This is a genomic window from Anabaena sp. CCY 9910 (assembly GCF_963920875.1).
Classification (GTDB): Bacteria; Cyanobacteriota; Cyanobacteriia; order Cyanobacteriales; family Nostocaceae; genus Trichormus; species Trichormus variabilis.
The window spans coordinates 1-24,489 of the sequence record NZ_CAWUDJ010000045.1; the positions used below are offsets into that span (position 1 = coordinate 1).

The 24,489-nt window shown below is 43.1% G+C and carries 21 protein-coding genes; 12 read left to right on the forward strand and 9 right to left on the reverse strand.

The window, feature by feature from the left end; translation table 11 throughout:
- Both ACM5QX_RS24240 and ACM5QX_RS24245 read right to left on the reverse strand, forming a co-directional pair.
- A partial coding sequence (locus ACM5QX_RS24240; protein ID WP_414755880.1) for an NB-ARC domain-containing protein occupies positions 1-3,416 on the reverse strand: 3,416 nt, incomplete at its 3' end.
- Positions 3,417-3,458: 42 nt separating this feature from the next.
- A complete protein-coding gene (locus ACM5QX_RS24245; RefSeq protein WP_414755881.1) occupies positions 3,459-3,770 on the reverse strand; it encodes a trypco2 family protein in 312 nt (103 codons plus the stop codon).
- Positions 3,771-4,216: 446 nt separating this feature from the next.
- Here ACM5QX_RS24245 and ppk2 point away from each other — a divergent pair, with 446 nt between their 5' ends.
- Positions 4,217-5,134, forward strand: a complete 918-nt coding sequence (gene ppk2, locus ACM5QX_RS24250; protein ID WP_414755882.1) for a polyphosphate kinase 2 — start codon at positions 4,217-4,219, stop codon at positions 5,132-5,134.
- Between the two features lie 63 nt (positions 5,135-5,197).
- Here the strand turns inward: ppk2 and ACM5QX_RS24255 are convergent, their stop codons facing one another.
- From ACM5QX_RS24255 to ACM5QX_RS24270, 4 genes are all read right to left on the reverse strand, one after another.
- Positions 5,198-5,347, reverse strand: a complete 150-nt coding sequence (locus tag ACM5QX_RS24255) for a hypothetical protein (protein WP_414755883.1) — start codon at positions 5,345-5,347, stop codon at positions 5,198-5,200.
- Between the two features lie 124 nt (positions 5,348-5,471).
- Positions 5,472-5,810, reverse strand: a complete 339-nt coding sequence (locus ACM5QX_RS24260; RefSeq protein WP_414755884.1) for a hypothetical protein — start codon at positions 5,808-5,810, stop codon at positions 5,472-5,474.
- 1,556 nt (positions 5,811-7,366) lie between these two features.
- A complete protein-coding gene (mobF, locus tag ACM5QX_RS24265) occupies positions 7,367-11,827 on the reverse strand; it encodes a MobF family relaxase (RefSeq protein ID WP_414755885.1) in 4,461 nt (1,486 codons plus the stop codon).
- On the reverse strand, positions 11,821-12,207 hold the full coding sequence (locus ACM5QX_RS24270) for a hypothetical protein (protein ID WP_414755886.1): 387 nt from the start codon (positions 12,205-12,207) through the stop codon (positions 11,821-11,823). Before ACM5QX_RS24270 ends, mobF begins: the two co-directional genes overlap by 7 nt.
- A 450-nt stretch (positions 12,208-12,657) precedes the next feature.
- On the opposite strand from ACM5QX_RS24270, the gene ACM5QX_RS24275 reads away from it, so the two are divergent.
- A complete protein-coding gene (locus ACM5QX_RS24275; protein ID WP_414755887.1) occupies positions 12,658-12,786 on the forward strand; it encodes a hypothetical protein in 129 nt (42 codons plus the stop codon).
- Positions 12,787-13,330: 544 nt separating this feature from the next.
- Positions 13,331-13,765 carry a response regulator gene (locus ACM5QX_RS24280; RefSeq protein ID WP_414755888.1) on the forward strand — a complete coding sequence of 145 codons (435 nt, stop codon included), beginning with the start codon at positions 13,331-13,333 and terminating at the stop codon, positions 13,763-13,765.
- An 870-nt stretch (positions 13,766-14,635) separates the two neighbouring features.
- Here ACM5QX_RS24280 and ACM5QX_RS24285 read toward each other — a convergent pair.
- From ACM5QX_RS24285 to ACM5QX_RS24295, 3 genes are all read right to left on the reverse strand, one after another.
- Positions 14,636-17,134, reverse strand: a complete 2,499-nt coding sequence (locus ACM5QX_RS24285; RefSeq protein ID WP_414755889.1) for a VapE domain-containing protein — start codon at positions 17,132-17,134, stop codon at positions 14,636-14,638.
- Positions 17,135-17,402: 268 nt separating this feature from the next.
- Positions 17,403-18,140: a hypothetical protein gene (locus ACM5QX_RS24290; protein WP_414755890.1), complete on the reverse strand. Its 738-nt coding sequence runs from the start codon at positions 18,138-18,140 to the stop codon at positions 17,403-17,405.
- Between the two features lie 169 nt (positions 18,141-18,309).
- The gene (locus ACM5QX_RS24295; RefSeq protein WP_414755891.1) at positions 18,310-18,489 is read right to left on the reverse strand and encodes a ribbon-helix-helix domain-containing protein; all 180 of its coding nucleotides are present in this window, start codon (positions 18,487-18,489) and stop codon (positions 18,310-18,312) included.
- Positions 18,490-18,829: 340 nt separating this feature from the next.
- Here ACM5QX_RS24295 and ACM5QX_RS24300 point away from each other — a divergent pair, with 340 nt between their 5' ends.
- The 9 genes from ACM5QX_RS24300 (at position 18,830) to ACM5QX_RS24340 (ending at position 24,352) form a co-directional block, all read left to right on the forward strand.
- Positions 18,830-19,762, forward strand: coding sequence for a ParM/StbA family protein (locus ACM5QX_RS24300; protein ID WP_414755892.1), 933 nt, complete (start codon positions 18,830-18,832; stop codon positions 19,760-19,762).
- Positions 19,763-19,766: 4 nt separating this feature from the next.
- Entirely contained in the window at positions 19,767-20,183 is a 417-nt protein-coding gene (locus ACM5QX_RS24305) for a hypothetical protein (protein WP_414755893.1), read from the forward strand.
- Positions 20,180-20,338 carry a hypothetical protein gene (locus ACM5QX_RS24310; RefSeq protein WP_190571138.1) on the forward strand — a complete coding sequence of 53 codons (159 nt, stop codon included), beginning with the start codon at positions 20,180-20,182 and terminating at the stop codon, positions 20,336-20,338. The genes ACM5QX_RS24305 and ACM5QX_RS24310 overlap by 4 nt, the downstream gene beginning before the upstream one ends.
- Complete coding sequence (locus ACM5QX_RS24315; protein WP_414755894.1) at positions 20,331-20,597, forward strand: hypothetical protein; 267 nt, start codon at positions 20,331-20,333, stop codon at positions 20,595-20,597. Before ACM5QX_RS24310 ends, ACM5QX_RS24315 begins: the two co-directional genes overlap by 8 nt.
- 8 nt (positions 20,598-20,605) lie before the next feature.
- Positions 20,606-20,809 carry a hypothetical protein gene (locus ACM5QX_RS24320; RefSeq protein WP_414755895.1) on the forward strand — a complete coding sequence of 68 codons (204 nt, stop codon included), beginning with the start codon at positions 20,606-20,608 and terminating at the stop codon, positions 20,807-20,809.
- A gap of 88 nt (positions 20,810-20,897) precedes the next feature.
- Positions 20,898-21,200, forward strand: coding sequence for a hypothetical protein (locus tag ACM5QX_RS24325; protein ID WP_414755896.1), 303 nt, complete (start codon positions 20,898-20,900; stop codon positions 21,198-21,200).
- Between the two features lie 9 nt (positions 21,201-21,209).
- Complete coding sequence (locus ACM5QX_RS24330) at positions 21,210-21,881, forward strand: hypothetical protein (RefSeq protein WP_414755897.1); 672 nt, start codon at positions 21,210-21,212, stop codon at positions 21,879-21,881.
- A gap of 72 nt (positions 21,882-21,953) precedes the next feature.
- Positions 21,954-22,532 (forward strand): hypothetical protein, encoded by a 579-nt coding sequence (locus tag ACM5QX_RS24335; protein ID WP_414755898.1) that lies wholly within the window; start codon positions 21,954-21,956, stop codon positions 22,530-22,532.
- Positions 22,529-24,352, forward strand: coding sequence for a hypothetical protein (locus ACM5QX_RS24340; protein WP_414755899.1), 1,824 nt, complete (start codon positions 22,529-22,531; stop codon positions 24,350-24,352). The genes ACM5QX_RS24335 and ACM5QX_RS24340 overlap by 4 nt, the downstream gene beginning before the upstream one ends.
- The last annotated feature ends 137 nt before the right edge of the window (positions 24,353-24,489 follow it).

A 24,489-nucleotide genomic window follows, 5' to 3' on the forward strand; every position in this document is an offset into this window, starting at 1 on the left:
AACAATTCTGGCAGCTTAATAGCCAAACTACTTAAGGCTTTGGCGCGATATGACTTATCGTGAATCTGCCTAACAGCAGCCAGAGCCTCACTTAACAAATCAGGAGACAGAATAAGAGCCAAACTACTTAGGGCATCGGCACGACTTGATTCAGGCTGAATTTCCCTAGCAGTAGCCAGAGCCTCACTTAACACATAAGGAAGCAGAATAGGAGCTAAACTACTTAAGTCATCGGCAAGACTTGATTTATCGTGAATCTGCCTAGCAGCAGCCAGAGCCTCACTGAACAAATCACGAGGCAGAATAAGAACCAAACTACTTAGGGCATCTGCAAGACTTGACTCAGACTGAAATTCCCTAGCAACAGGCCGAGCCTCTGATAAAAATTCTGGCAGCTTAATAGCCAACCTACTTAGGGCTTTGGCGCGACTTGACTTATCCTGAATCCGCGTAGCAGCAGCCAGAACCTCTAGTAACAATTCTGGCAGCTTAATAGCCAAACTACTTAGGGCTTTGGCGCGACTTGACTCATTGTGAATCTGCCTAGCAGCAGCCAGAGCCTTACTGAACAACTCAGGAGGCAGAATAGGAGCCAAACTACTTAGGGCATCGGCAAGACCTGACTGATTGTGAATCTCCGTAGCAGCAGCCAGAGCCTCTGGTAACAATTCTGGCAATTTATCAGCCAAACTACTGAGGGCTTTGGCACGACCCCACTCATCGTGAATCTCCCTAACAGCAGCCAGAGCCTCATTTAACAAATCAGGAGGCAGAATAGGAGCCAACCTACTTAGGGCACAGGCGCGATAATACTCATTCTGAATTTCCCTAGCAATAGCCAGAGCCTCTGGTAACAATTCTGGCAGTTTATAAGCCAAACTACTTAGAGCTTTGGCGCGACATGACTCATCATGAATCTCCCTAACAGCAGCTAGAGCCTCACTTAACAAATCAGGAGGTAGAATAGGAGCCAAACTACTGAGGGCTTTGGTGCGACATGACTCATCATGAATCTCCCTAACAGCAGCCAGAGCCTCACTTAACAAATCAGGAGGCAGAATAGGAGCCAAACTATTTAGGGCATCGGCGCGATATGACTCATCCTGAATCTGCCTAGCAGCAGCCAGAGCCTTTGACAGTGCTAATTCTTTTAGGTTTGGTGGCAAATGATTGGCTAGCTGTGTAAGCAAGTTTGCTTTATCATCTGGATTCGAGCTTTGTAGCACGTAAGCGAGTCCTTGCTCAGGAGTCCACATATTTTTTTGAACTAACGCAATTAGCAGTTCTACTGGTAGATTAGCTGCCAGACTATTAAGAGATGCAATAATCAAAGCATAGCGACACTGCAACCCAATAACTTGAGGTAGGGTTGCTTCATTCCAGGAGTCTTCTGCCAATTGCCAAGCACGAGCAACATCAGTTACAAAGTTGGCAGTTTGTCCCAAGCGATCGCAAGCCTCATACCAACCATTACCTCCTGTTTCTGAATCTTCCCGCAATAATTTGTGAATCTCTTCTACGTTTCGAGCCTTTTCCAAATGCCAAACTAGATGCTGATGGATATAACCGTCATAAGGTAGGGTATGCCACAAACCATATTGGGTTTTTTGTCGGTATTTCTCCAAAAAGGTGGCGTGAGCATGAGCAAGAGTTATACCTAGCCCTGGTAAATCTCCTCGACGCTTAGGTGTTGGAGAAGAAGTTAATAGATTGCGTGCTAAATCGTGGAATAAGTCATGTAAACGATAGGTTGGTGTTCCATCTACCAAAGGGACACCAGGCAATAATAGTGCTTTCGAGTGCAAATAATGCAATTCATCCTCTGCATCCCGCTCCTCATCCATATCCCACAGCGTTACAGCCATTTGCCTAGTAATAGTTACATCCTCCGGTAGTATTCCTAGCCAAATGAAATTTTCTCGCGTTTCCTTTGATAATCTCTGAACGCTCAAATTTAATGATGCAGTTAAACTGAGTTTTTTTAAGCAAGCTTCATCATTAGTATCTCTGGCTGCTGGATCATCAATTGTTCTTAAGCGGGCTACCTCTTGCTGCATATCCTGCACAAGAACTGTCCAAGAAATACCACCAGCAACTTGGGCAGCTGCTAGTTCCAATGCCAAAGGCAAGTAACCAAGCTCTTGAGCTAAAACTTCAGCTGGTTGAATTTCTGTGTCAGTGAAATTACGTCCTAATTTTTTAGTCAGCAGTTCCATCGCTTGGGATGGCTGCATCACATCCAGAGAATATGTGTTGGCTCCGAGAACTTGAGCAATTCCTGCTTCGCGGGTTGTTACTAAAACTTGACAACGCGCTCCACCAACATTAAAGGCTTGGGCATCTTCTGTATTCCAAACATCGTCTACAACTAACAGTACAGCTTTTTCATACAGCAATGTGCGTAATTGAATGGAGGTAGCTTCCACGCTAGTGGCTTTAAAGTTGTAGTCCCCCAATGCCTGTACCCAGCCACTAAGAAGGGATAGAAGATTGGGCTGCTGACCTAATGTTGCCCAGAGAATCCCGTCACCAAAGTGAGCTTGTACCTCTTGATCATGCGCTAAAGCCATTGCGAGGGTAGATTTACCTACAGAACCCAAGCCATGAATGGCAGTCACTACCAAAGTACGCACATCTGATGACTCTCTAAGCAAACGTTTTTTTAAGTCTTGACTATATTCTGGACGGTCTACATAGTAAGTTGGTAGGGGTGGTGCTTGGAAGGGACTTAACTTTATCGGTTGCACATCCTGCAAAATTATCTTACCGTTAGGATCATGAAGTATTTTTTGACAAAATTTCTCACTGTTGACAACCAGCGAGATAGGTGTTGCCCATAGACATTTCTCAGCAAAGCTCTTGTTAGTTTCAACAATAACACCGACTAACAAATCCTTAACGAATAAAGCAGTACCGCTAATTCCTTGCCACTCGTCAGGAGAATTTGGAATAGGAGAGGTGACTTGTAGTCGCAGTTGCTTTTCCTTTAAACCAGAAATCCAACTCAGGTATCCAGCGAGTTCTTCAGGATTCTGGCGATCTTCAATCACTTGAACAAATGGGAAACCTATTCCTTCTGCTGATAAGCTATTACATCCGAGTCCTAGCTTCCCGAACCGAATAGCAGGCTCCTGAGAAGATAAGAATTCTGGTTTATCTACTTTAAGTCTGAGGAGAGCAAGATCGTGTATTGGATCGTCCCAACATAAATCACACCCTTCTTGTATCCACTCAGTTCTTCCCTGTAAATAATCTCCAATAAAACGGATGTGGTAACTTGGTCTGAGTATTTCATCCTGATCGAGTGGAGCAATAACATGGTGAGCCGTCAGAATGAGATTATTCCGAATCAGATAGCCACTTCCACCCGATTTACAAGATGGGTTATGCACCTCTACAACACGTCGTTGATCCATGTAATTAAATAGCTGAATATTATCAGCTTATTAACTATCTGTTTATTTAAGAAGTCTATCCTGGAATTTTGAAACTTTAAGTGGTTTACCCTTTGCATCAACAGCTTGCAATGTAAGTTTAAGCTTGTGCTTGTCAGCACCTTTGACTTTAGCTTCTGCTCCACCTGCAACAATCCACCAGTTAATCTTTGCGTTTCCAGATCCCTCTTGTTCTATTAATACCTCTAGCTCAAGCTCTATAGACCCAACATTAAATTGCAGATTTTGATTTTCGCCACTTTCTTGTGCAAGTTCTAGTTCTTCTCGAAGGTTATTGATCGCGTCACTTAATCGGATTAAACCCATAATTTTCATCTAAGTAAATATTTTTAAAACGGACAATAGAGGCTAAGTAGATAGCTTCATATAGGACTCATATTTGATTATTGAAATATACGTAGGGTGCGTTAGCCAGAGCCATAACCCACCCTACAGATACTACACGCCCGTTTTTTCCAAAGCCTTAGTCGCAATGACTGTTCCAATAGCGATCGCACTAGCAGTTAATGGCTCCATGTACTACCTCTTCAGCGCAGTATTTTATCTCGGACTTACGCACTCGCCATGAAAATTAAACCTTTGCGATTGCTTCCCTACGGTCGCAATGACGAAAGTACGTTATTGTTGCGTAATTCCTGCTATCTATACCATATGGTTGATAGCGTAATTTCGCATTACACCAAAGGGCTATTTCGTGTAATCATTACCTCAAAATCTTATCAATTCATTATCGTCTCTAAAGCTTAACCCCAAAAAATTTTATGAACACTGAGCAAGACAATGGAAATCCGATTAAAGAAGCTATAGAATCCCCGCTCATAACGCTAAAAACTAAGAAAAAGAGCGCGAAAAAGCTCAAAAAACTCAAGCTTAAAAAACACACGACTGAAGGTGAAGGAAGTTCTAAAATATCCAGTCGGTTCTACGAAAAAGAAATAGCCAAACTGCAATTAGAACTGGTCAAAATGCAATATTGGGTAAAGTTTACAGGTGCGCGCATCGTCATTATTTTTGAAGGACGGGATGCCGCAGGTAAGGGGGGTACGATTAAACGCATTGCCGAGCCGTTAAATCCGCGTGGCTGCCGTATCGTCGCTTTAGGCACGCCCAGCGATCGTGAAAAGACCCAATGGTACTTCCAACGCTATGTAACCCATCTGCCTGCTGCGGGTGAAATTGTTTTGTTTGACCGCAGTTGGTATAACCGTGCTGGGGTAGAAAATGTGATGGGCTTTTGCACACAAGAACAGTACAAGCATTTCATGCAAGATTGTCCAGAATTTGAACGGATGTTGGTGCGTGAGGGCATCATTCTCTTGAAGTATTGGTTTTCTGTTAGCGATGATGAGCAAGAACGGCGCTTTCAATCGAGAACCACTGATCCAGCTCGGCGGTGGAAACTCAGTCCGATGGATCTCGAATCGCGCGATCGCTGGGTGGAATACTCTAAAGCCAAGGATGTCATGTTTGCCCACACCAATATTCCCGAAGCACCTTGGTTCACCGTCGAAGCAGACGACAAAAAACGCGCTCGCTTAAATTGTGTTTACCACATCCTCAGCAAGATTCCCTACGTGGATATGACTCCACAACCCCTGGAACTGTCTCCCCGCAAGTCTGCCGATAGCTATGTCAGACCACCTCGAAATGAACAGTTTTTTGTACCACAGACTTATTAGGTAGTCGTTTTTTGGTGTGGATTCACTTTCTAAGTAGGTTTGAGGTAGAAGTAGCATTGAACACTACTGTTCAATTACCGAGAATGGTTGATTAACCAACAAAAAAACTACATAGCAAGGTTTGAGCGCCTTAACCAAAATTTTTAGTCGATTATTACTTAAACCCTTTTCAGGCGAATAGCGCCGCTTGACAAATACTTGGTCAATTTTCATTTTTACTACGTTCTTTGGGATTCCACTTTTTTAGGAAAAAGTGTAATCGGCCATTAAAAGAGCTTCCACCTCTGCAATGAGATATTTGCAGAGGTGGAAATTTGCTCATGAAGCTTTTGACACTCTATGAAGCTACACCAGTGACTTCTCCTGTCGCCTCTGCCTCTGCCTCTGCATCTGCTTTAGGCTCCTTCACCTTCTTCTCAAAGATTTGTAACCCAGCATCAACTACTTCAAACCCCGAATCTGTTCGTTGACCCAGCTTCCCCGATATAGCTCCGGCCCAGTCCGCAAACTCAGTCGTATTGGTTTCCGCCTTGCGCCAGCTTTTCGCGTTAATCAGAGCAGTAAATACTACACCGTTCTGGTCAGTCAGTGAAACTTCAACTTTTTTATTTGCTGCTGGCTTGGCTTCTGGTAATTCACCGCTAAATTTTAGTGTGATCTCGCTCTTTGCTTGCATACCTTCCCCCGTTTCATCAAAGACTCAAATTCTCGCTCCTGATTTTATCAGGGTTGAAGTTGACCACTCTCTTAGCTGTAAGAACCTGCAATTATAAATGCCTCGACCTGCAATCATCGTTGTTTTCAGCCAGGATTATTTGCAACTATAATTTCAGTTGAGCCAGGATTAACTGCAACTGAGCCAGGATTATTTGCAACCAATCTGCAATCATCCGTTTCAACCAGGATTATTTGCAAATAAGCTCAACACTTTACTAGGGCTAAGTTTTCACTCTTTGACAAGGTTTTGTCAAAAAACTCATGTCGGAATTTGATAAATTAACTTTGAATTATTTACCGAGTTTTTTAACTGGAAAACCAACGGGTTTATGTTCTCTAAGCCTTATCAGTAAAGCAGTTAAGAAAACCTCCGTTTTTTTGACTTTTATAGTTGCAGATAATCCTGGCTCAAACCGATGATTGCAGGCTGGTTGCAAATAATCCTGGCTCAGTTGCAAATAATCCTGGCTGAAGCACAATTATAGTTGCAAATAATCCTGGTTTGAAAATGTCATGATTGCAGGTTTTAGCGATTAGCATTGCAGGTCGCTACACTTAGCTGCATGGCAGAAATATCTACTTTAAATCATGCGTTCGGCTTATGAGTTGATGACCAACCTTGCAGCATGACGCAACCGTTGAGAAGGATTGAACTTGAACACCCAACATTCTCGTCCTGTTCTGACTGACGAAAGTACCAAAGTTTCGTAGAGAAACGCTATCTCCCTGTTTTAGAGATTCATATATTTCTTAAGAGCGTGGCATCAAGAATTTCTTCAACTGTGCCACTGCCTTTACTTAAGCGTTTAGAAACGCGCCGTATCAGTTCTTTTTTATCAATAGACATCAATAGAGTTCCCTAAACAATTTTAGATGTGTTTATTGAGAAATCATACTAACAGAAACTCGTTAACGATTTTTCAATAGTTTCAGCCATAAATTATCTCTAATTTTGACTCTCACTATCAGCTTTGACAGTGAGAATTTATTGATGTCCCAATCTGACCCAATAATTCCCAACAGTTACCAGAATCTCTCCTAGAAATTTCTAATAATTCCCAATGCTTCCCGATATTTCCCGAAATTTTAAATTTTCCCTACCCTTTATTGACCCTATTATCATTAAGCATTAAACCTACCAATAATTCCCAATACTTCCCGAAAAAATCCAAGTTATCCCAAATCAAACCCAATATCTCCCAGAGAGGTTTACTGAAAAACTGCCCTAAAAACTCTCGCACAGTACGCCAAATTTTTGGAGGAAGTTTTTGAGCCAAAAAATAATTTTAGAAAAATAGAAATCAAAATATAATACCAAAACCTACATCAGCACTACAAAATGAGTCAATGGTTTAAAACTTCAACTCATTGATGAATATTGGAAGTATTTTGAATGGCGATAGATAACAAACAAGTCAATATAAACCCAGAACAGATGACATCAGAATAAGCATTGACAATGCCTGATGACAGCAAAACATTACTAGAAGACGGCTAACATAACTAATAATGTATCTACCTTCTCAAGCCTCGGCGCGGTTGTGGTGATGGCTGTTGAGAAATAGACAACCTAGCTTGACGTTGCTGTTGCTTCAGTTCTATCTCATCCTTAATCAAAGTTAATCTTGACTGTAACCCAGGAGATTTGAGTATTTCAGCCATAGTTTTCATTTCAACAGTTTGCTGTTCTTTCTCCCAAGAGTGATGATTTTCAACGAGGGTTTCATACTCCTGAATTTTTAACTCAAGTTGTTGTTTACGTGTAAATAATTCTTTGATAGTTCCGATAGTTTGCAACTGCTGGTCTAGGGTCGAGTTGTACTTGTTACTCAACTTATGAAGCGGAAAACGCTCCATGAATCTGATAGCTTTCTCTTGTTGAGCGTGTTCTAACCACAAACTATCAATTTGTGGCTGAAGCTGACTAATTTCGTTTTCAATTGCTTCTCTATTAATAGGTACTGGGACTTGAGCCACAGGTTGAGCAAAATATTCCTTGACTGCTTGTTCTAAGTACAGTAACTCTTGGTCAGTCAGTGCATCAATTGACTTCTTAAATGCCAATTGAGTCAATTGACCTCTAAAACGCTGTAGTAGTCGTTGTTTACGCTCAAAGTCACTCAACTTTTTAGGTGGTGCAGGCGGTGAATGCCGTTGTTTATTATTGTTATCCCGCCATACTTTGAGGCTTGATGCTTCGTAAAATGCCTTTTCGTATGCCAGTGGCCCATGAGTGACAATCAAATCATCAACGCCTTTATGCGGCCCCGGCAATGTCACCACGCTGACAGACGCTCCCCTTTCCTCTAACAGCCGCCCAGTGCGTGAGATGGCAATCTCTATATTTTGCTTTGTCTCTTCCCGTGTCTCATAGTCAAAGCAGAAAGTCATTTCTCGTTCTGGAGTGGCGAAAACCGCTAACTCATCCATGAGCCTAGCTTTCACCTGTTCACCCCTATCATTCTTACTGCGATAACCAGCATAAATTCCTGGCAGTCCGATGGCAGCCTGTCCCTGGCTCAACAGACTGGCTGCTTTCTTCGCTCCCTCAGTAATCGTGACTGGTATATTGTGCTTCCAAACACAGTACCAAAATCCACTTGCGCGATCGCTTTCGCTGGGCTGTACCCCATATTTTTCATAGATACGTAGAGCTATATCATCCGGCACATCTAACAGGAAGATACTAAGCTCAGTTTTGGGTGGATGTTCATACTTAATGAATTTGCCTGGTTTATCAGCTTTCTCTCTGGGGTTATTAGGTTTATAGCATCCCCATAACTTCTTATCTGGTTTATCTCCAGACTGTAGGTCAGCAAAGAATTTGGGATTAACACCCGCATCACACCACCAGCCGCCATCTTCAATGTGACCATATTTACTGATCATGCCATTGGAGAGCCTACCTGTGTTGGTGCGTGGCAACCCCTCACTGTACATGAGATATTCCCAAGCTTCATGCTCCCAATCTGTGGTTTGATGCAAACTTTTGAAGTTACGAACGGCAATTTCAGGATGAATGGCACTGCTTTCTACCAATTCTCGCCAATGAACAGAGTCGAGTCTTTCAGGGACTTCACCCACATAACTAGGAGTCCAAAATGCTACTTTTTGCTGTACTGTTTTGGGAACTGGTTTTTTAATAACAGGCTTTTGAGTGGTAACAACACTTAGGGGTGTTTCTAGCGGTTGAGTTGTAATAACTGGTGGTGTAACCTCAGTTTTTACAACTGGTTGGGGTATTGCTATTTCCGGTTGTACAGTAGCTTTTTGGGCTACAATCACAGCATTTACAACCGTTTTTCTTTCAAGCTTTGGCTGGTGCTGCTTCTCTAATTCCTTCTGTCTTAGTAGCACCAGGGCATTTTCTTTAGCCCTACTCGACTGCGCCAGGGCAAGTAAACTGTCTTTATCTTCCGTATACAGTTTCAATGAATACCTAGCACGGCTAACCGCTACATAAAAGCTTTCTTGCCCAATGGTATTGTCAGTAGCCATCAGAACTCGGTCAGCAGTTTTACCTTGACTACTATATGTAGTGCTGACAATCGCATAATCCAGGTGCTGTGCTTGTTGCAGGTTGATAAATTCAGTTCGACCACTATCTAAATAATCGATTTGAGCGTTAGAACCAGCAATGGCTTTAACTATAAACTCCTGACCGTTGCGTCGTCCTAATTGACGGTCATTTTTTGTCCAGCGCAGGCGATCGCCCTCGGCAATTTCAATATCTTGACGTTGGTAAACTGCCTTATCAAATCCCGTATCTACATGAAGATATTGACCATCACTAGCTTTGAGCGTTAGTTGGTCATTGTCCTTCCCCACGACTTCATACAGCTGACCTTTTTCCAAACCCCGGCGTTTGTAATTGCGGGTGGGCATGACCAGTTCACCCAATTCATAGTTGTGGGTGTAGCACATTTGTACCGATGTTAGGTCTTTGGCTTGCAGTTGGGTGATGGTGCTGGCAGTCCCTAAGCTGCCCTCGGTTTTTAACTGCTCTCTAATCTTTTGGGTGATTGCCAAACGCTCAAAGTTTGTTCCTGCTAATACCAGGGTTCGCGCTCTCTGTTCGGGTGTGGCTGTTATATAGTCACGGGCAATCGCCTGAATTTTGGATTCTGGTGTAACAATCTCAATACAACCGTTTTCATCAAGTCGTGAAAATCCTTCCTCAATCCGACTTTGGGCTATCAAGTCTACTGCCAATTTCAGTTTCGGCGCACGTTGTCTATTAGATTCGTTTAAGTAGCTGGTCTTGATTCCTGCCTGTTGCAGCGACTTAAAGGGGTTGCCAGCTTCTACTGCTGATAACTGTTTTGTGTCTCCTACTAACAAAACTCTGGCTTGTTCAAGGGTAGCCCGTTCTAAAAGGGCAAGGGCATCTTTAGCACCCAGTAACCCGGCTTCATCCACTACCCAAATTTGATGGGATTCAATCTCTTGGGGTGGTTCAGACACCAGTAACCTAGCAACAGTTTCTGCTTGAACTTCTAACTCTTGACTCAGGACTTTAGCCGCCATCGCACTGGGAGCAAAGCCTTTAATGGTGTAGCCCGATGCTGCGGCGATCGCTTTTAGTTCCTTGAGTGCAAAAGTTTTACCAGCACCGGCTACCCCCTGCCATGCTGTAAATTGGTCAGTTGTAGTTGCTGCATCCAGGACGGCTCGACGCTGGTCTGGGTTTAAAGCTGTTTTCTCTAGATGACTATCAACTATTTCTGGGTGGGCAAGTGGGCTAACTTGACCTTGCCCTGACTGCATCAATTTAATGGTTGCCAGTTCCCGGTTAACTGCTGCGAGTGTTGTAAAGTCACGTTTTTCTGGCGATAGGCTGAGTAATTCAGAGTTAGCTTTAACTAATGGCTCAATCTGGCTTACATCCGTCGCTAGTCCTTGGTTAAGAATGAATTTTTCTAAATCTTCTTGGGTGAAAGCCACATTTCTTTCTGAACAGTGCGCGATCGCGTCTTCTAAATTCTCATTGCTAACTAACCGGGGTTTCCGTTCTAGCTGCGCCGCCCCTGGTTGTACAAATTTGATGCCCAGTGCTGCCGCTTCCTCTCGCCACTTGGCTTTTAACTCTTGGGGGTTAATTTTCTGCTTGATGTTTCGTGTGGCAGTCCAGGCTGCTTCACGTTCTGCCCATGTTGCATTCTCTCCTGCTGCACTTAATATCTGCTGCCTTCGTTTAGAAAACTCTTCCAGGTCTTCTTCTCTAAAGCCTTTAATTTCAAACTGTCCATGTTTTCTAGCTTCTACTTCGTAACCTAACTTCTCTACCTCAAGGGCTAGGTAGTTCTGGTACACCATCCCCAGAAATTTCTTGTTTTTGAAAATCTCATCATTGAGAAGGCTATACCATGAGCCTGAAGCTGGGGTGGCTGGGGTAGCTGGGGAAGAAAGAAAGTTGTTCCAGTCTTCTTCTTCTTCTTCTTCTTCTGCTTTCTTCTTCCCCCCCCGCTTCCCCTGCTCTAGATAGGTCATATTCATGACCAAGGCATGAGTATGCAAATGCGGGTCTAGTTCCCTGGTTTCAATGTGGTCAAACTCCGCAACTACTAAATTTCCTGTTTTGGTTGCTTCCCGTCCTGTGTCTGTTGTGACTCTGGTGTAGCTGTAACGTTCTTCTATTAGTTCTAGGGTTTTTTGTACTGCTAACTGGTGGGCAGTAATTAACCTTTCATCTCCACCTACCAACGATTGCAGGCTGACACTTTTTGGTGCGGAGAATGTAAAGTCTGTTGCCGCCCGTCGTTGCGATGAGTCTAACTTTCGTTGAGTCAGGTGTTCACTGCCATCTGGTGACAGTCCATTAACGATGTTAAAGAATGTTTCTTGGTTATCTACTGGCCCCTCAAGTTCTAAAATCTCTGCACCTTTACCAGACCAGCGTGAAGTGCCTTCCTGGTAATATCCTTCCATGAAGTAATGTACTGCTTGCTGTGGCTCGGTGTTCTTTCCTGTCAGCATTTAGCTACACCCCTTGTTTTGAGTGCAGGTGTCAAACGTAATGGGTTAGCTGTTTGGCTAGAATTGTGGCTCACAAATTCCAGTTCTGTTTTTACAGAACTGTTGAGTCTGGTTGTAGTTTTTTCAAGGTGCTTAACTGCAAAGCACCACAATTTTAATACTGCATGACAGGTGGACTTTATTTCATCAAATAATTTTTCATTATTTGGCAGTCTTTTAAATACTTCTACTGCCTGAGCAGGAGATTTACAGAAGTTAAACTTTACCTCTTTTTCTCTTTTAAAACAGATAAAGCGAATTGTTACATCAGCTAATTCTTCCTTTGTAGAAGATGGGCTAATACTCCAATAACAGCTATTATTCCAGAGATTAGCCGACATGATTTGACACGCTTGAGCTATTAAAAGCGTAAGAATTATGGTCTGTAGTATTGAGTAATTCAAAATTTCATATTACTTAATACGAGTTTTTTTCACCCAATGAAATTGTAAATCTAACTCGTTTTTTCTGCAAAAACTTTTTGGCGTACTGTGCGGAAACTCAAATTTTTTCAACTGACATGAAATTCACGTCAATCTGACTAGGTTTTACCATAGATTTACCAAGGATTTGACATAAGGAAACTGCGGTCAAACTTACGGCTCCCATGAAATTTACATGGAACTGACTAAGATTTAACGTCAATCTGACATGAAACTGCCATAGATTTCACATAAAACTGGCATGGCACACTGATGTATTTTGCTACCCATTTTTGCTGTACTGAGTTGAGCAATTCATTCCTATTAGGCTCATCAAAACAGGTTTAAATGCTACAGGATTGCTCCGCAATGCACTCTCTAATCAGTTGCACGTTGGCAATAACTTCCTCTTCTATTGATAATCCAGAGGTGGAACAGGGGGTGGAACGAGAGGTGGAACGGGAGGTGGAACAGGCTTCTCTTGCTTGTGTTGATTAGCTTTGAGCCTCAACTACACTTTGTTCCACCTATCCCCTCTAAACTTTTTTCATTTACAGGTCGTTGTATTGTTTCAACTGGTGTTACTTCTGGCGTTGCTGTTGAGGGCGCTATCCCTTGAGCAGTTTCATTACTGCTATCAAAATTTGGAAAAGTTTAGAGGGGATAGGTGGAACAGGTGGAACACTTAACTCGTAAGTCATGTGTAGCAAGGGCTTGGGGCTGTTCCACCTCCTGTTCCACCCCCGTTCCACCTCCTGTGACACCTTTTATTGGGGTAAATATAGCCTTGATACCGTTGGCCAAATATTTCTTGATATTTGGAACTCCGATTTTAGCTTTACTTTCTTTACAAAACTTCATCAGCTTCAACTGGTGAATTATCAAGCTTTCAGGCTTTGATAGTCTTACGTAATGTTTCGCCTACAGTATCTACGCCTAATACTATTACTCACTCTTTTTCTTTCCACAGAGAGAACATTTGTTTGTTCTGACTAGCTGCAATAGAGATAGCTACCGTCATCTGCAATATTGGAGCTGCATTGTGACCGAACAAATCAACGCTCAACACACTCACTCCAGTTTCTTACCTGATATTTCCTCTAGGCGCATTTTGCTAGTTGAGGATGAGCCTGACATTGCCGAGTTGCTAATTCTTCTTTTAGAAGCTGAAGGTGCAGAGGTGATAACATTTCACGATGCAGAAACAGCACTTGCCCAAATCGAATCACTAAGTCCCGATATTCTCTTATGCAATGTGAAGTTACCTCATCATGATGGACATTGGTTAGTTAAACAGCTTCGTTTGCATTCCTGCCCTTTTTTACAACATCTGCCTACTATTGCTATCACTTCTTATACACGGGATTTTCCCATGTCTTTGGCTTTAAACGCTGGCTTTGATCGATGTCTCTCCAAAATTGAAAATTTAGATGAACTCGTCAGTGAGATATTTGAGTTACTATCTGAGGCTCCTTAAATTTCAGCAATTTTCCTACTTTTTCGGTAATACTACCCAAGCTCGAAAAATATATAGATATGAAAGCTTGCTTTCTTATCACCCTATATAGTACATTTGTCCTAGCGTCCTGGTTCTGATTTCCCCACAGATATTGTGGGGTTTTTGTTCTCCAGTGGCAACTCTGCCCTCCTTTTTAGCCAAAAATCTGTATTTACATGGCATAGAGCCGAGATCCCTGCTAATTCGGAAATAGACCCTGGAAAGCCTTGCCAATTCTAGGTTTCAAAGATTTGGGGACTTGTCTAGATTGCAGTTTCAAATTGTTGGGGAGTATTTGGCATCAAGGGTACATAATCGCTGTAACGCTTGAAATATCTGGTGTTTAAGAACGTTTAGCTAGTAGCGGTCGCGGTGGTTGTGGGCATATTTGCGTTCTTAAATTTAGCTTTTACCAACTTTCGATGATTGAATAGTTTCTTTCGTCATACCCAAAACCCTAAAAAATCAATGTTACTCTGCTCCTAAATACCAACTTTTACCCAAATGTTGGTATTTGAGAGAGCAAAACCCGGATTTATTAGTAACTGTGTACTAAAATTATCATGACTGTACTCAGGTAAAACTGGATGTAGCAAAAAAGCTGAAAGCTATATATGACAGGACTTTTCAGCCTCTATTTCCGAATTTGCAGGGATCTCGGCTCGATGCCTACATAAATTATCTTTGCCATGTTCATACTTGCTGGTTTTTATCCACTCTGCCATCTTTAGAGCAGAGAGTTTAACTACCAGCTATTAGTACACTTTTGCCTGTCAAATTAGCGACCCAGATTCTAAAATCAACAGGGAGAGCGCACTGCCACACAATTACTGACCCTCAGTCTCAGGTTTATTCCAATGCCTTGAGTTGCTTCACTGCCTGACGCTCCTCTGGGGTCAACTCTTTCCAAACAGCCGATTTAAACTCACTCGTCCATTCTTCTGTCAGCGTGGCAATCAAGCCCCAACACTGATCGGCAATAGATTCTCTAATTAGTGCCACATTACCCATAAGTTTCTGCTCAAAAGATAATTCGAGGGTAGAACCGGAGGTGGAACAGGGGATGGAACGGGAGGTGGAACACTCTTCTATTACTTGTGGTGATTGGGTTTGCGGCTCATCTACAGGTTGTTCCACCTCCTGCCCCTCTAAACTTTTTTCATTTGCTTCTGGTGGTGTTGTTTCTTGTGGGGTTACGAATGGCGCTACCGTTTGGGGCAGTATCCCTTGGGCAGTTTCATTATTGCTATCAAAATTTGGAAAAGTTTGGGGGGAATTAGTGGAACAGGTGGAACACTCTGGCTCTAAGTCAGTTGTAACAAGGGCTTGGGGCTGTTCCACCTCCTGTTCCACCCCCCGTTCCACCTCTTGTTCCACCTCTTGTTGGGGTCGAAGCCAGGGGCGAATTAACCTACCGTTGACCCGTTTGCGATCGCCTCTTGTCCAGCCGTGAGAACGTAAGATAGCCGCTACACGGTTTTGTTCGGCTTTACTTTGCTTGGCTAACTCAATCTTGAGTACATCGCTGAGGATTTCGCCGACGGATACTTCTTTTTGCAACTCAGCCCAAGCCATTACCGCCTCTTCCCATGTGTCCGTGCTTTGGTATTGTTTATTGGCTGCGTCTAACCATTCATCCTCAAGCTCCGTCAGTCGCCATTGCTCACCATTGCGGTAAGCAGCGACAGCAGCAGCCCAGATTAAATCTCGTTCCTCCACCAGCATCTTGATGGGTATTTTCTTGAACAGTACCTTTATCACCCAGAAGCGGCGTTCACCAGTGGGGTCATAGAGAAATTCATCTAGGTTGGTAGTGCCGACAAGAATGGATGGGCGAGGAAAATCCTCAATGTCAGTACCGTAGGGACGACGCATTGAGTCTTTCTTTCTCGACAGAAACGCCTTGAGTTGTGAGACATCCTTTTTCTTGTAGGAGTTCTCAAACTCGGCATATTCCAAAATCCAATACTGGCTGATTTTTAAAACCTCGTCTTTCTCTGTGCCGTTGAGGTCATCTGTGAAAAATTCTTCCCCGGCTAGAATTTCCCAGAATGTGGATTTGAGAGATTTCTGCTTACCTTGAAGGATGGTAATTTCATCGTGTTTGCACCCCGGCTCAAATGCTCTGGCTACAGCTGCAATTAATGTGCGTTTCATTAGTGCCGCGTGTAGTGGGTCAGTAGTGCCAAAGTAACGTTGAGCCAACTTATCTAACAAACTTACATCTACGTTGGGGTAGTGTCTTTCAACTGACTCTAAATACTCAACCACTGGGGAGTAAGAATGTTCTTGAGCCAGTTGTAAAACAATGCCTTTGGCTTGTTCTTTACTAATGTCGATATCAACATCAATGGCGACTTTTAAATCAATCCGGTCAAGTGGCAATCGCTTACCGTCGAGTTCTACTTGTTTTTTGAGGGTATTCCAGCGTAGGCGAGATCCCCACACAGCACGAATGGCATTCAATTTTTGCTTATACTTACTTTGGGCTGGTCTATCCCGTTCGACCTCCAGTTCCAGGGTCTCATTGAGTGCATCAACAACGACTCGTCTATCCTCAATCGCTTGTAGGATGTCTTCGGTTGTCGCTCCGGAGTCAATCCAATCTTGAATATCTAATCCCCCATGTTTGGGTAGGTGTGTCCAGTAAAAATCACTCGGTGGGGCATACAACCACTTAGCATCGGGAAACTCAGAGTTAATATCCTCCATGTGCTTTAGCCCTGGTTCGTCACGGTCGGGACAGAGAACTAACTTAGCACCTTCTAAAGCACTTTGGTAGTTGCCGTATGAGCGATACTTGCCAGCACCGCCGATGTTGGTAGTGGCTGCTATACCTCTGTTCCACAGGCTATCGGCTAGACGTTCACCCTCAACCACAAATATTGGTTTACCAGAGGCGATCGCCCCTTGTACTTCGCTGTAACGGTAGATGGTGACTTGTTGCTGGTGGGAGCGTTTTAATTCAGCACTTAAATCTTTAGCTTTGGCCCAACGTTTACCGTCCCAATATTCTTGAAAGACATCCTTATCTTTGACCTTACCAGGACGGATGATTGTCACTTTAATTAAGGGATTATCTTCTGTATCTGTGTAAACGTATTCTTCCTTACCTTGGGGACGTGGCGATTTTTTCGCTGTGGCTGGTGCATAGTAGGGCTTGCCGTTGCGATCTCTCTTACTTGTCCTTTCCCATCCAAAGGCGGGTTCTGCGTCTCGGTTGCAGACTGTCAGTTCACCGATGGAGTAACACCAGTCTGGTTTTCCACAGTGGGGGCATGGGTTAGTTTTGGTAACTTCTACTGGTTTATTGTTGGTAGCTGAGTCATTCAATACTTGTAACGACATTTTCCTGATCCTCCATTAAATGTTTGTTTTGGAGGAATTGGAGCTATCCTGTGGCAGTAATCTTCTATCTAAGCATTCAGCAATTCAATTTCATTAAATTCCTGAGTTACTATTCCTGTTTTGGTGGCCGATGTTACAATGGCTTAATACTCCAAAAAAGTAAGATAAAATTACTGGTAGGGATATTAATTAGGCCTGTCAAAACCCAATCCCCAATTCCAATTGAATAAATTCAGAAAACCCCCTGTCTCGTCGAGACGAGGGGTTTTCATTCTTTATTCTCTTCGTACTTGGCTAACCAAGCTCTAACCAAGTCAGTTACTTCCTCCTGTTGAATTACAAATGCAGTTCCTTTTCTCCTGAGAGCTAGGAGTCTCATACTTCCCATCTCAGAATAAAGATGTGGATTGTGGTCAGGTGCAGCCTTGGTGGGACTCCACAAGACCAAAACTTTTGCTGTCGGTGTCTTTTGAACCTCACGAGAAGACATTCCGAACAAAGCTCTATTTTTAGTTAGCCATCTCTCATAATCGGATAGCTCAACTAATGGGCAAGGTTTCCAGGTAGTTAAACCACTCTTGCTGTTCTTTCTTACCTGTAGAATTTCCCGTTTTTCGTTGTAGATCACCTCACTATCCCCCCGCGAACGAATCGAGATAATCAGGTGTGCTTTTTTGGGAAACCTCACCAATAAGTCAATAGGATGGTTATCTTCTACCTTCAGCACCGGAAAGACTTGTACCCCCTGAGTTTTAAACTCAGTTAAAAGTACAGTCATCAATTTTTCCAGTCGCGCGAGTTTTTCAACTCGGTACAATGGCTTGTAAGCCATTGCAAAAAGAACCCAGCCTAACGGATGAATCATGCCACCAGATACGAGTGCAGCACCACCAGCCGCTAGAGCAAGAGCAGATTCATAGTCTTTCGCCTCCCTAATTTGCTCTAACGCCGCTTCATTGTGCGGCGGGAGTTGAAAATCTGCTACTGGGTCTTGCACGATAGTCATTGGTGACTTTAAAGATTAATGATGATGTTAAACCAGTGCTTCCTTTACTGATACTACACCGCATTTTTAAACAAATAGCGTTCTATTAGTATCCTTATTTAGTGCTGAGAGTCAGTGAAGGTTTAATACGTCTTTTCTCAAGCTTTTACACGATAATATGCTGTCAGTTTTAATCATTATTTTCTTCTATTGCTATTTCTACTCCTCTTTGCTTCAAAGCTTCATCACATAAAATAACTACCATTGCTGATACAGTTCGTGTTTCTGCCTTAGCGATTTTTGCGATCGCATCAAAAACCGCAGGAGGGAAGGTTACATTTGCTCGTTTACCTCTATATTTTGGGGACATATTAACTCTAAATAGGCACTATTTAGTATGAGCATAACTAATGGTTTTGTCTAGAGGTATAAGTTTTTATAGTGCCTATTTAGTTGATAGTAGTGCCTACTCCGACACTATTAGTGTTAATATAACATCTAAAGAGACGTTAAACGAATAGTCGATGACTAAACTATAAAAATTAGACCGTAATAAGTATTTGTTCTGATAACAAGCTTTAAGAAAGGCTGAGTGGACTCTCCCAGCTAGGTGTAGGAAGTAACAAAAGCGCAAGCGACATAACTGGCTGAAACGGTTAGCAACAGCCAAATCTATATAGATGGCTGCTACTAGCTTTAGGAGATAGCAAGTGATCAACATTTATTTTGCAGATATTGGCAACTTCACCAGCATCACCGCCCTCAGAGGTGAGAAACCCCGTGTGATGCGCTCAGTATTTCAGGATGTTACCTACACCAGCGCTAGGGACATAGACACCGATGATTCCCCTAGCGTCAAACTAGACGACAAAGTATTAGTTTTGGGAGAACGAGCAACCAAGCAGAAAAACCCCCAGACAGCAGCAGAGAGAGGAAAACAGTTACCAGAATTTGTCAAACCCTTTACCCTAGCAGGATTGCGGCAAGATTTTGAAGGTACTGTCAGATTTTTAGTCCCAGAACGAAATCAATGGGATGAAGACACCATCCGTCAAACCCTGATTGCAGATCACCAAGTGACGGTCAACGGTAGGGGCTACAAACACCGCATCAAAAACGTTGAGTTTTACTTAGAAACAGATGTGGCAGTAGTCAACGGCTACAAAACAGGCAAGCTGGAACCAGAAGGCGACACACTCGCCATTGATATCGGCGGAGGAACAACAAACTACGTTGTTATGACTCCCGGTTGTGAAGTTCTCACCCGTCGTTCAATCCCCAAAGTTGGCGGAGTCTCCTTAGCTAACGACATCATCAACTCAGACCTAATGCAGAGTCACGCCAAGCGCGATAACGTCGCCTTTAAAGTGGCCAAGATGATGGACGCGATTGCTGACGGTTCCTTAACTTATGGGCGGAAATATGATTTTAGTTCCGTCTTTCCTGGGCTATTAGAAAACTGGTTTAACGGGCTGATGGACGGTATAACCACAGCCGCTAATGATTACTTGGCAGATGTTACCAACATCATGCTGATTGGTGGATGTGCAAATTTGGTACGTCAGAAATTAAGTGCCAAACCAGGGTTTTATATTCCTGTTAATCCACAGTTATCAAACATTACTGCATTGTTAGCTATGTGATGAAATGCAAGTACGTTTAGCGCCCTCTGTGGCGGCGAAAGTTGAGGGAATCAGACAGTCACTCGAATATTTAAAGCTGAGTGATACCGTAAATCTGCTGTTGGATGCAATCAGACATAAATGGGACTTGAAAATATCTTCTTTGTCACAGATTGAGACAAACGAGACAAGAGTGAGACTAGATAAACGCCATCATGATTGGTTGTCACAATATAGTTCACAAAGAGGGATAAATATAGCATCTGCCACGAATTTATTAATTTCAGAATACTTGGCAGGCAATGTAAGCAGTTTTCAAACACCTCTAACAAAGTCTGTAAACCAACAGCCACAAATTCAGACAGAAATTGCACCAATTGAACAAATACAACCAATCGAGAAGCCAAAAGGACAGGCATTGATGAGGAGTCTAAAGTTATGAGTCAAAAACGGATTGTTTTGGATCAAAAGTATTTGCCTAAAGCAGAAGAAATCATCACACAGACCGGAATCAGCACTTACTCACAGTTATTTACCATCCTGTTGGTTAACTACGGCGACACCCTTGTTAAGTCTTTAAGAGGCAGTCATGAATAACTTAAATAGGGTCTATGACAGCACTATCTTGAGCAGTAAAAAAGTCTACCAGATAGACAGAACGCTATACCGCTATCTCTACAAGACAGGCACAATCCAAGCACCACAATTTATTTTTCAACCACTGGCAGGACAACGAAAAAAAGCGGATTTGAAGCTGAATCACAAAGCTTTAACAAATCGTTGTTATGAGGTAGAGGGTGCAACTATAAAAAGTTCTGTCATCAGTCAAGAATCACTGCAATTATCAATTTTGTGAGGTGAATTATGAATACTCAAGCACTACCAGAATTAGTTGCACAAGCTCAGGAATTACTAACACAAATTCGTCAGCATCCACAGTTTTTAGCCTTGGATTTTCACCCTGATGTGAATGTTAGTGATGCTCAACAAGCACTAACTGAATTGGGCTGGGAACTGGAAGCACACAACAATGTTGATTTACATTGCTTTGACGGTTTTTTATCCTAAGAGAAAGAGCGAATCCATTGCCTGTTAAACATGGTGTTCGCTCCAAATGCAATTAAGCATCGTATACACTACTTGAATCTTACCAGCAATGAATAAACCACTAGGCTTTTTCACATCAACAATGCCGGGGGATGGTTCCTACCTAGATGAACTTCAGCAACAATACGGCAGCACATTTGAACAACTAAGCAAGGTAGAAAAACTCTTTCTCCTGCAAAACATAGCCCAAACTCTGCTGGGAGCCGAAATCAACGTTATTGGCAGCACAGTATCAGCGTCGGCTGTTTCAACAGTCTCGCCCATTATCCAAGGTCTTTACAAACGAGTAACTTTAGGCGACCTGTTGGGACTGGCAGAGGCATTGGTTAATCAATTGAAGTACCAGCAATAGGAGTAAAACATGGCGCGTAACTATGGCACTGCCAAACTGAAAAACCACATTCCCAGCACTGCCCCAGGTACTTTGGGAGCAATGGGCAAACTGTTTGATGTGTCGGCTGAGGAGTTCAACAAAGCCTTACAGGGAGATCAAACGGTAATCACCAAAATTGCAGACATGGCGCGACTGTCGGACACAGCTAAGGCTAATCTGCCTAAAGCTTTGGAGGCATATCGGAAAATCATTGAAACCACAGGGGACGTAAACCAAGCTTATGCCGAACTTGTGCAACTGACCCAGAAGCACGGAACGCAAACCCTGAAAGCTATCAACACCAGTAAGACAGGAGAACAGCGTTTCAAGAACGAAATGACCGAGATGCAAGCCGAACACGTCAACGCTACTACTGCGGAGGCAACCCGACACGCTCAACGCTCAAGCCTGATTCAGATAGCAGGGGCCACCGCAGACCTAATGGCGATCGCAAAATATGAGGCGGATTTAATCAAAGCGTCTAACAAAGTACCTGAAGCACAGGATACAGCAGATCGCGCCTATGAAACTGCGGTAACTAACGCACTGTGGACAAACGGCAGTGAAGCGAAGACAGATCGCATACCCAAGCCGAACTACAGCCGCACTGGTGGAATTAGCCGTGTTGGTAACTGGTTCCGCAACTTTATGGGCATCTAACCACAAGTAAAAAGCCAGAGGATGAGAGACTCTGGCTTTCATGCCCGTTTATAGGGTTAAGAAGGAATAAAAATGAATGATTTTGACACCCTGTTATCTCAATTTCACTCCAATAATGAACAGACTCCCTCTACCAATTGGGGTGAACAGCAACACACTTTGCCGAACCCGGAGGATGAAGACGGTGAAAGACTAGAGCAATCAATTAGGGATGTCTTCAGTAACAAACAACTCCTAAACAAAGCACTGGCTACATTCTTGGGCGTATTCACCGCTAACACTGGAGTCAGCCTATTAACGAGTTTATCCATTGGGGCGATCGCATCTGGCACACTGGGCAGCATTGTACTGGGGTTATTCTTCGCCAACACCCTCACCAAGATTCAATATGACGGCAGAATCCATATTGGTAAAGACTTCATGGTGGCAACTGTCCAAACTGCCAGTGTAGGGGCTTCGCTGTGGATAGCTTTTGATGAGTATCGGGTTGTGAAGGGAGCAACTAAGGCAGGTAAGACAAGGTTTTACGAGGAAGTAAGACAGTACGAGGTTAAACCAACTCCCCAAACTGAAACACCTTGGCTGTTGCTGGGGTTAGGTGCAGTGGGGTTGTTGCTATTGGCAGCAGTGCTAAAGGGGGCAAACCAATGAAACACAAGCAGTTCGAGTCATATAGAAGTTCAGGGACAGCCAACAATATAACTGTAGGGGTGCTGGCAACCATCGGTTTAATTTGTGGAGCCAAGTCATTTACAGGAACTCAAATCAGTTTGGTGGAATATTGCTTCATCCCCGAAACACTGACCTCACCAGATAACCGCGCTAGATACTGCACACCAGATAAACGATACATAATGCCGGAGTCTGAGTTTTATGCCGAAGCTTACGCACCAGCTAACCCGGAGTTTCAACGTGATAATTTTCTGCCTACCAAAGCAACCAGATTAAGGATTATTCCACCCAGTAACCCGAATAAACCGCTTTGGGGTCTAGCCGCAGTCGTGACAACTGGTGGAGCTTTTGCATTATCCAAAGCTAGGGAATGGCGATTAATGCAGCTACTACCCTCAATCAGAAATGAGCTAAAAGCCAACTGGTTGATCAGCAAAATGCGAGAAGGGCTAAGACTCCACAAAGAAAGCTACACCGCCCAACTAGACTACGAATTTCACCAATGGAGTGAAAATCGACGGGCAAGGGCAGCGCAGTTATCAAACATGACACCCCAAGAATTAGCCATATTTACTGAGCAAGTGAGGTTAAGGGCAGAGGCAGAGGCACGGGCGCAACTACAGCAGACCACTGGACAGTCAGCCGGTGCATTGCCGGGGCAGTCAATCAACGATATCGCCAGGGGTGACGATAAAGTAACTGGCTCTCAACCGCAGGAATTACACCCTAATAGCGGTGGAAGTCTTCACCCATCAGAAACTCTTGCCCTCAATACTTTGCAAGCCCTAGCCAAAGCCGATAGTTCCACTGCTTTAGTTGCTGCACCAGGAAGCGGTAAATCAGTCACCCTCAATTATTTGATTGGCAGGATTTTAGCTGATGCCCCAGGCGCGGATATCTGGGTGATTAGTGCTAAGAATGATAGTTTCTGTGGGTTACGAGAGAAAGAAAGAGTTATTGTCTTTGATCAGGAGAACCCAGACCTAGCCAAAGATGTAATTGACAGCTTTTATCTCAACTACAAACTAAGAAAACAGCTACCAGAATCACAACGTGAATCTTTACCACCATTGATTCTAATTTTGGATGACTGGTTGGTGATTGCTGATCAATTAAGCAAGCTTTACTCTGATTGGAATTATGGGAGTAAATTACTTGATATTTTACTGATTGGTCGAGAGTTTAATACTAAATTCATCGCCTCCCTACAGTCTTTTAATCTGGCAGCATTGGGCATTGAAAAGATGGATGCTCAAACAAGAATGTGTCTCAATTTATTGCTGTTGGGTAACAAGTATATTAAGAACGGCAGGGAGCAAGAATCTTATGGTGTACTAGAACTAATTTTAAATAGAGGTGACATTATTCCAGGTAAGCAAGAAAGAGAACAAATTAAATCTAAATACCTGGAAGTTAAAACAGTTTCTTATCAAAATCTCCGTCCAGTCATGATTGCTTCTGTTGGTGGTTTTGTAGTTGCATTAATGCCGAAGTTATCTAATCAAACCCAGTCTATTGCTTCGGAGCAGGAATATTTAGATAGAGTATATGAGCTTGAATTTAATTTAGATGCTGCTCATCATCACCAGCCAAAGCCCTTATCACCAGTGGCTACAAAGATTTATGAATACTTTCAGAATGTCAAATCCAAAACGCCAAAAACATTACGTGATTTGAAGAAAGCAGACAGGTTATCCGGCTATTCAGAACCGGAGTTAATTGATGGTTTAGCTGAATTAGTAGAGAGGGAGAAGATAAATTATGACGGCAATGATAACTACTCCTTGCCTGATTGGTGAGCATGATGCCGTGATGCCGTGGTAACAATAACAGATGTAAAACAGGCTTTTGTGGCTGTCTACGGCATACGGCACAATCACGGCAATCCATGCCCTGTATAGGTCATAGCCTACGGCAGCTTCACGGCAACAAGGAC

Bases quoted from the DNA above. Each gene is read 5' to 3' on its own strand.
- ACM5QX_RS24245 (WP_414755881.1), bottom strand. From the start codon at position 3,770: ATGAAAATTATGGGTTTAATCCGATTAAGTGACGCGATCAATAACCTT.
- ppk2 (WP_414755882.1), top strand. From the start codon at position 4,217: ATGAACACTGAGCAAGACAATGGAAATCCGATTAAAGAAGCTATAGAA.
- ACM5QX_RS24255 (WP_414755883.1), bottom strand. From the start codon at position 5,347: ATGAAAATTGACCAAGTATTTGTCAAGCGGCGCTATTCGCCTGAAAAG.
- ACM5QX_RS24260 (WP_414755884.1), bottom strand. From the start codon at position 5,810: ATGCAAGCAAAGAGCGAGATCACACTAAAATTTAGCGGTGAATTACCA.
- mobF (WP_414755885.1), bottom strand. From the start codon at position 11,827: ATGCTGACAGGAAAGAACACCGAGCCACAGCAAGCAGTACATTACTTC.
- ACM5QX_RS24270 (WP_414755886.1), bottom strand. From the start codon at position 12,207: ATGTCGGCTAATCTCTGGAATAATAGCTGTTATTGGAGTATTAGCCCA.
- ACM5QX_RS24275 (WP_414755887.1), top strand. From the start codon at position 12,658: ATGCACTCTCTAATCAGTTGCACGTTGGCAATAACTTCCTCTTCTATT.
- ACM5QX_RS24285 (WP_414755889.1), bottom strand. From the start codon at position 17,134: ATGTCGTTACAAGTATTGAATGACTCAGCTACCAACAATAAACCAGTA.
- ACM5QX_RS24290 (WP_414755890.1), bottom strand. From the start codon at position 18,140: ATGACTATCGTGCAAGACCCAGTAGCAGATTTTCAACTCCCGCCGCAC.
- ACM5QX_RS24295 (WP_414755891.1), bottom strand. From the start codon at position 18,489: ATGTCCCCAAAATATAGAGGTAAACGAGCAAATGTAACCTTCCCTCCT.
- ACM5QX_RS24305 (WP_414755893.1), top strand. From the start codon at position 19,767: ATGCAAGTACGTTTAGCGCCCTCTGTGGCGGCGAAAGTTGAGGGAATC.
- ACM5QX_RS24310 (WP_190571138.1), top strand. From the start codon at position 20,180: ATGAGTCAAAAACGGATTGTTTTGGATCAAAAGTATTTGCCTAAAGCA.
- ACM5QX_RS24315 (WP_414755894.1), top strand. From the start codon at position 20,331: ATGAATAACTTAAATAGGGTCTATGACAGCACTATCTTGAGCAGTAAA.
- ACM5QX_RS24320 (WP_414755895.1), top strand. From the start codon at position 20,606: ATGAATACTCAAGCACTACCAGAATTAGTTGCACAAGCTCAGGAATTA.
- ACM5QX_RS24325 (WP_414755896.1), top strand. From the start codon at position 20,898: ATGAATAAACCACTAGGCTTTTTCACATCAACAATGCCGGGGGATGGT.
- ACM5QX_RS24330 (WP_414755897.1), top strand. From the start codon at position 21,210: ATGGCGCGTAACTATGGCACTGCCAAACTGAAAAACCACATTCCCAGC.
- ACM5QX_RS24335 (WP_414755898.1), top strand. From the start codon at position 21,954: ATGAATGATTTTGACACCCTGTTATCTCAATTTCACTCCAATAATGAA.
- ACM5QX_RS24340 (WP_414755899.1), top strand. From the start codon at position 22,529: ATGAAACACAAGCAGTTCGAGTCATATAGAAGTTCAGGGACAGCCAAC.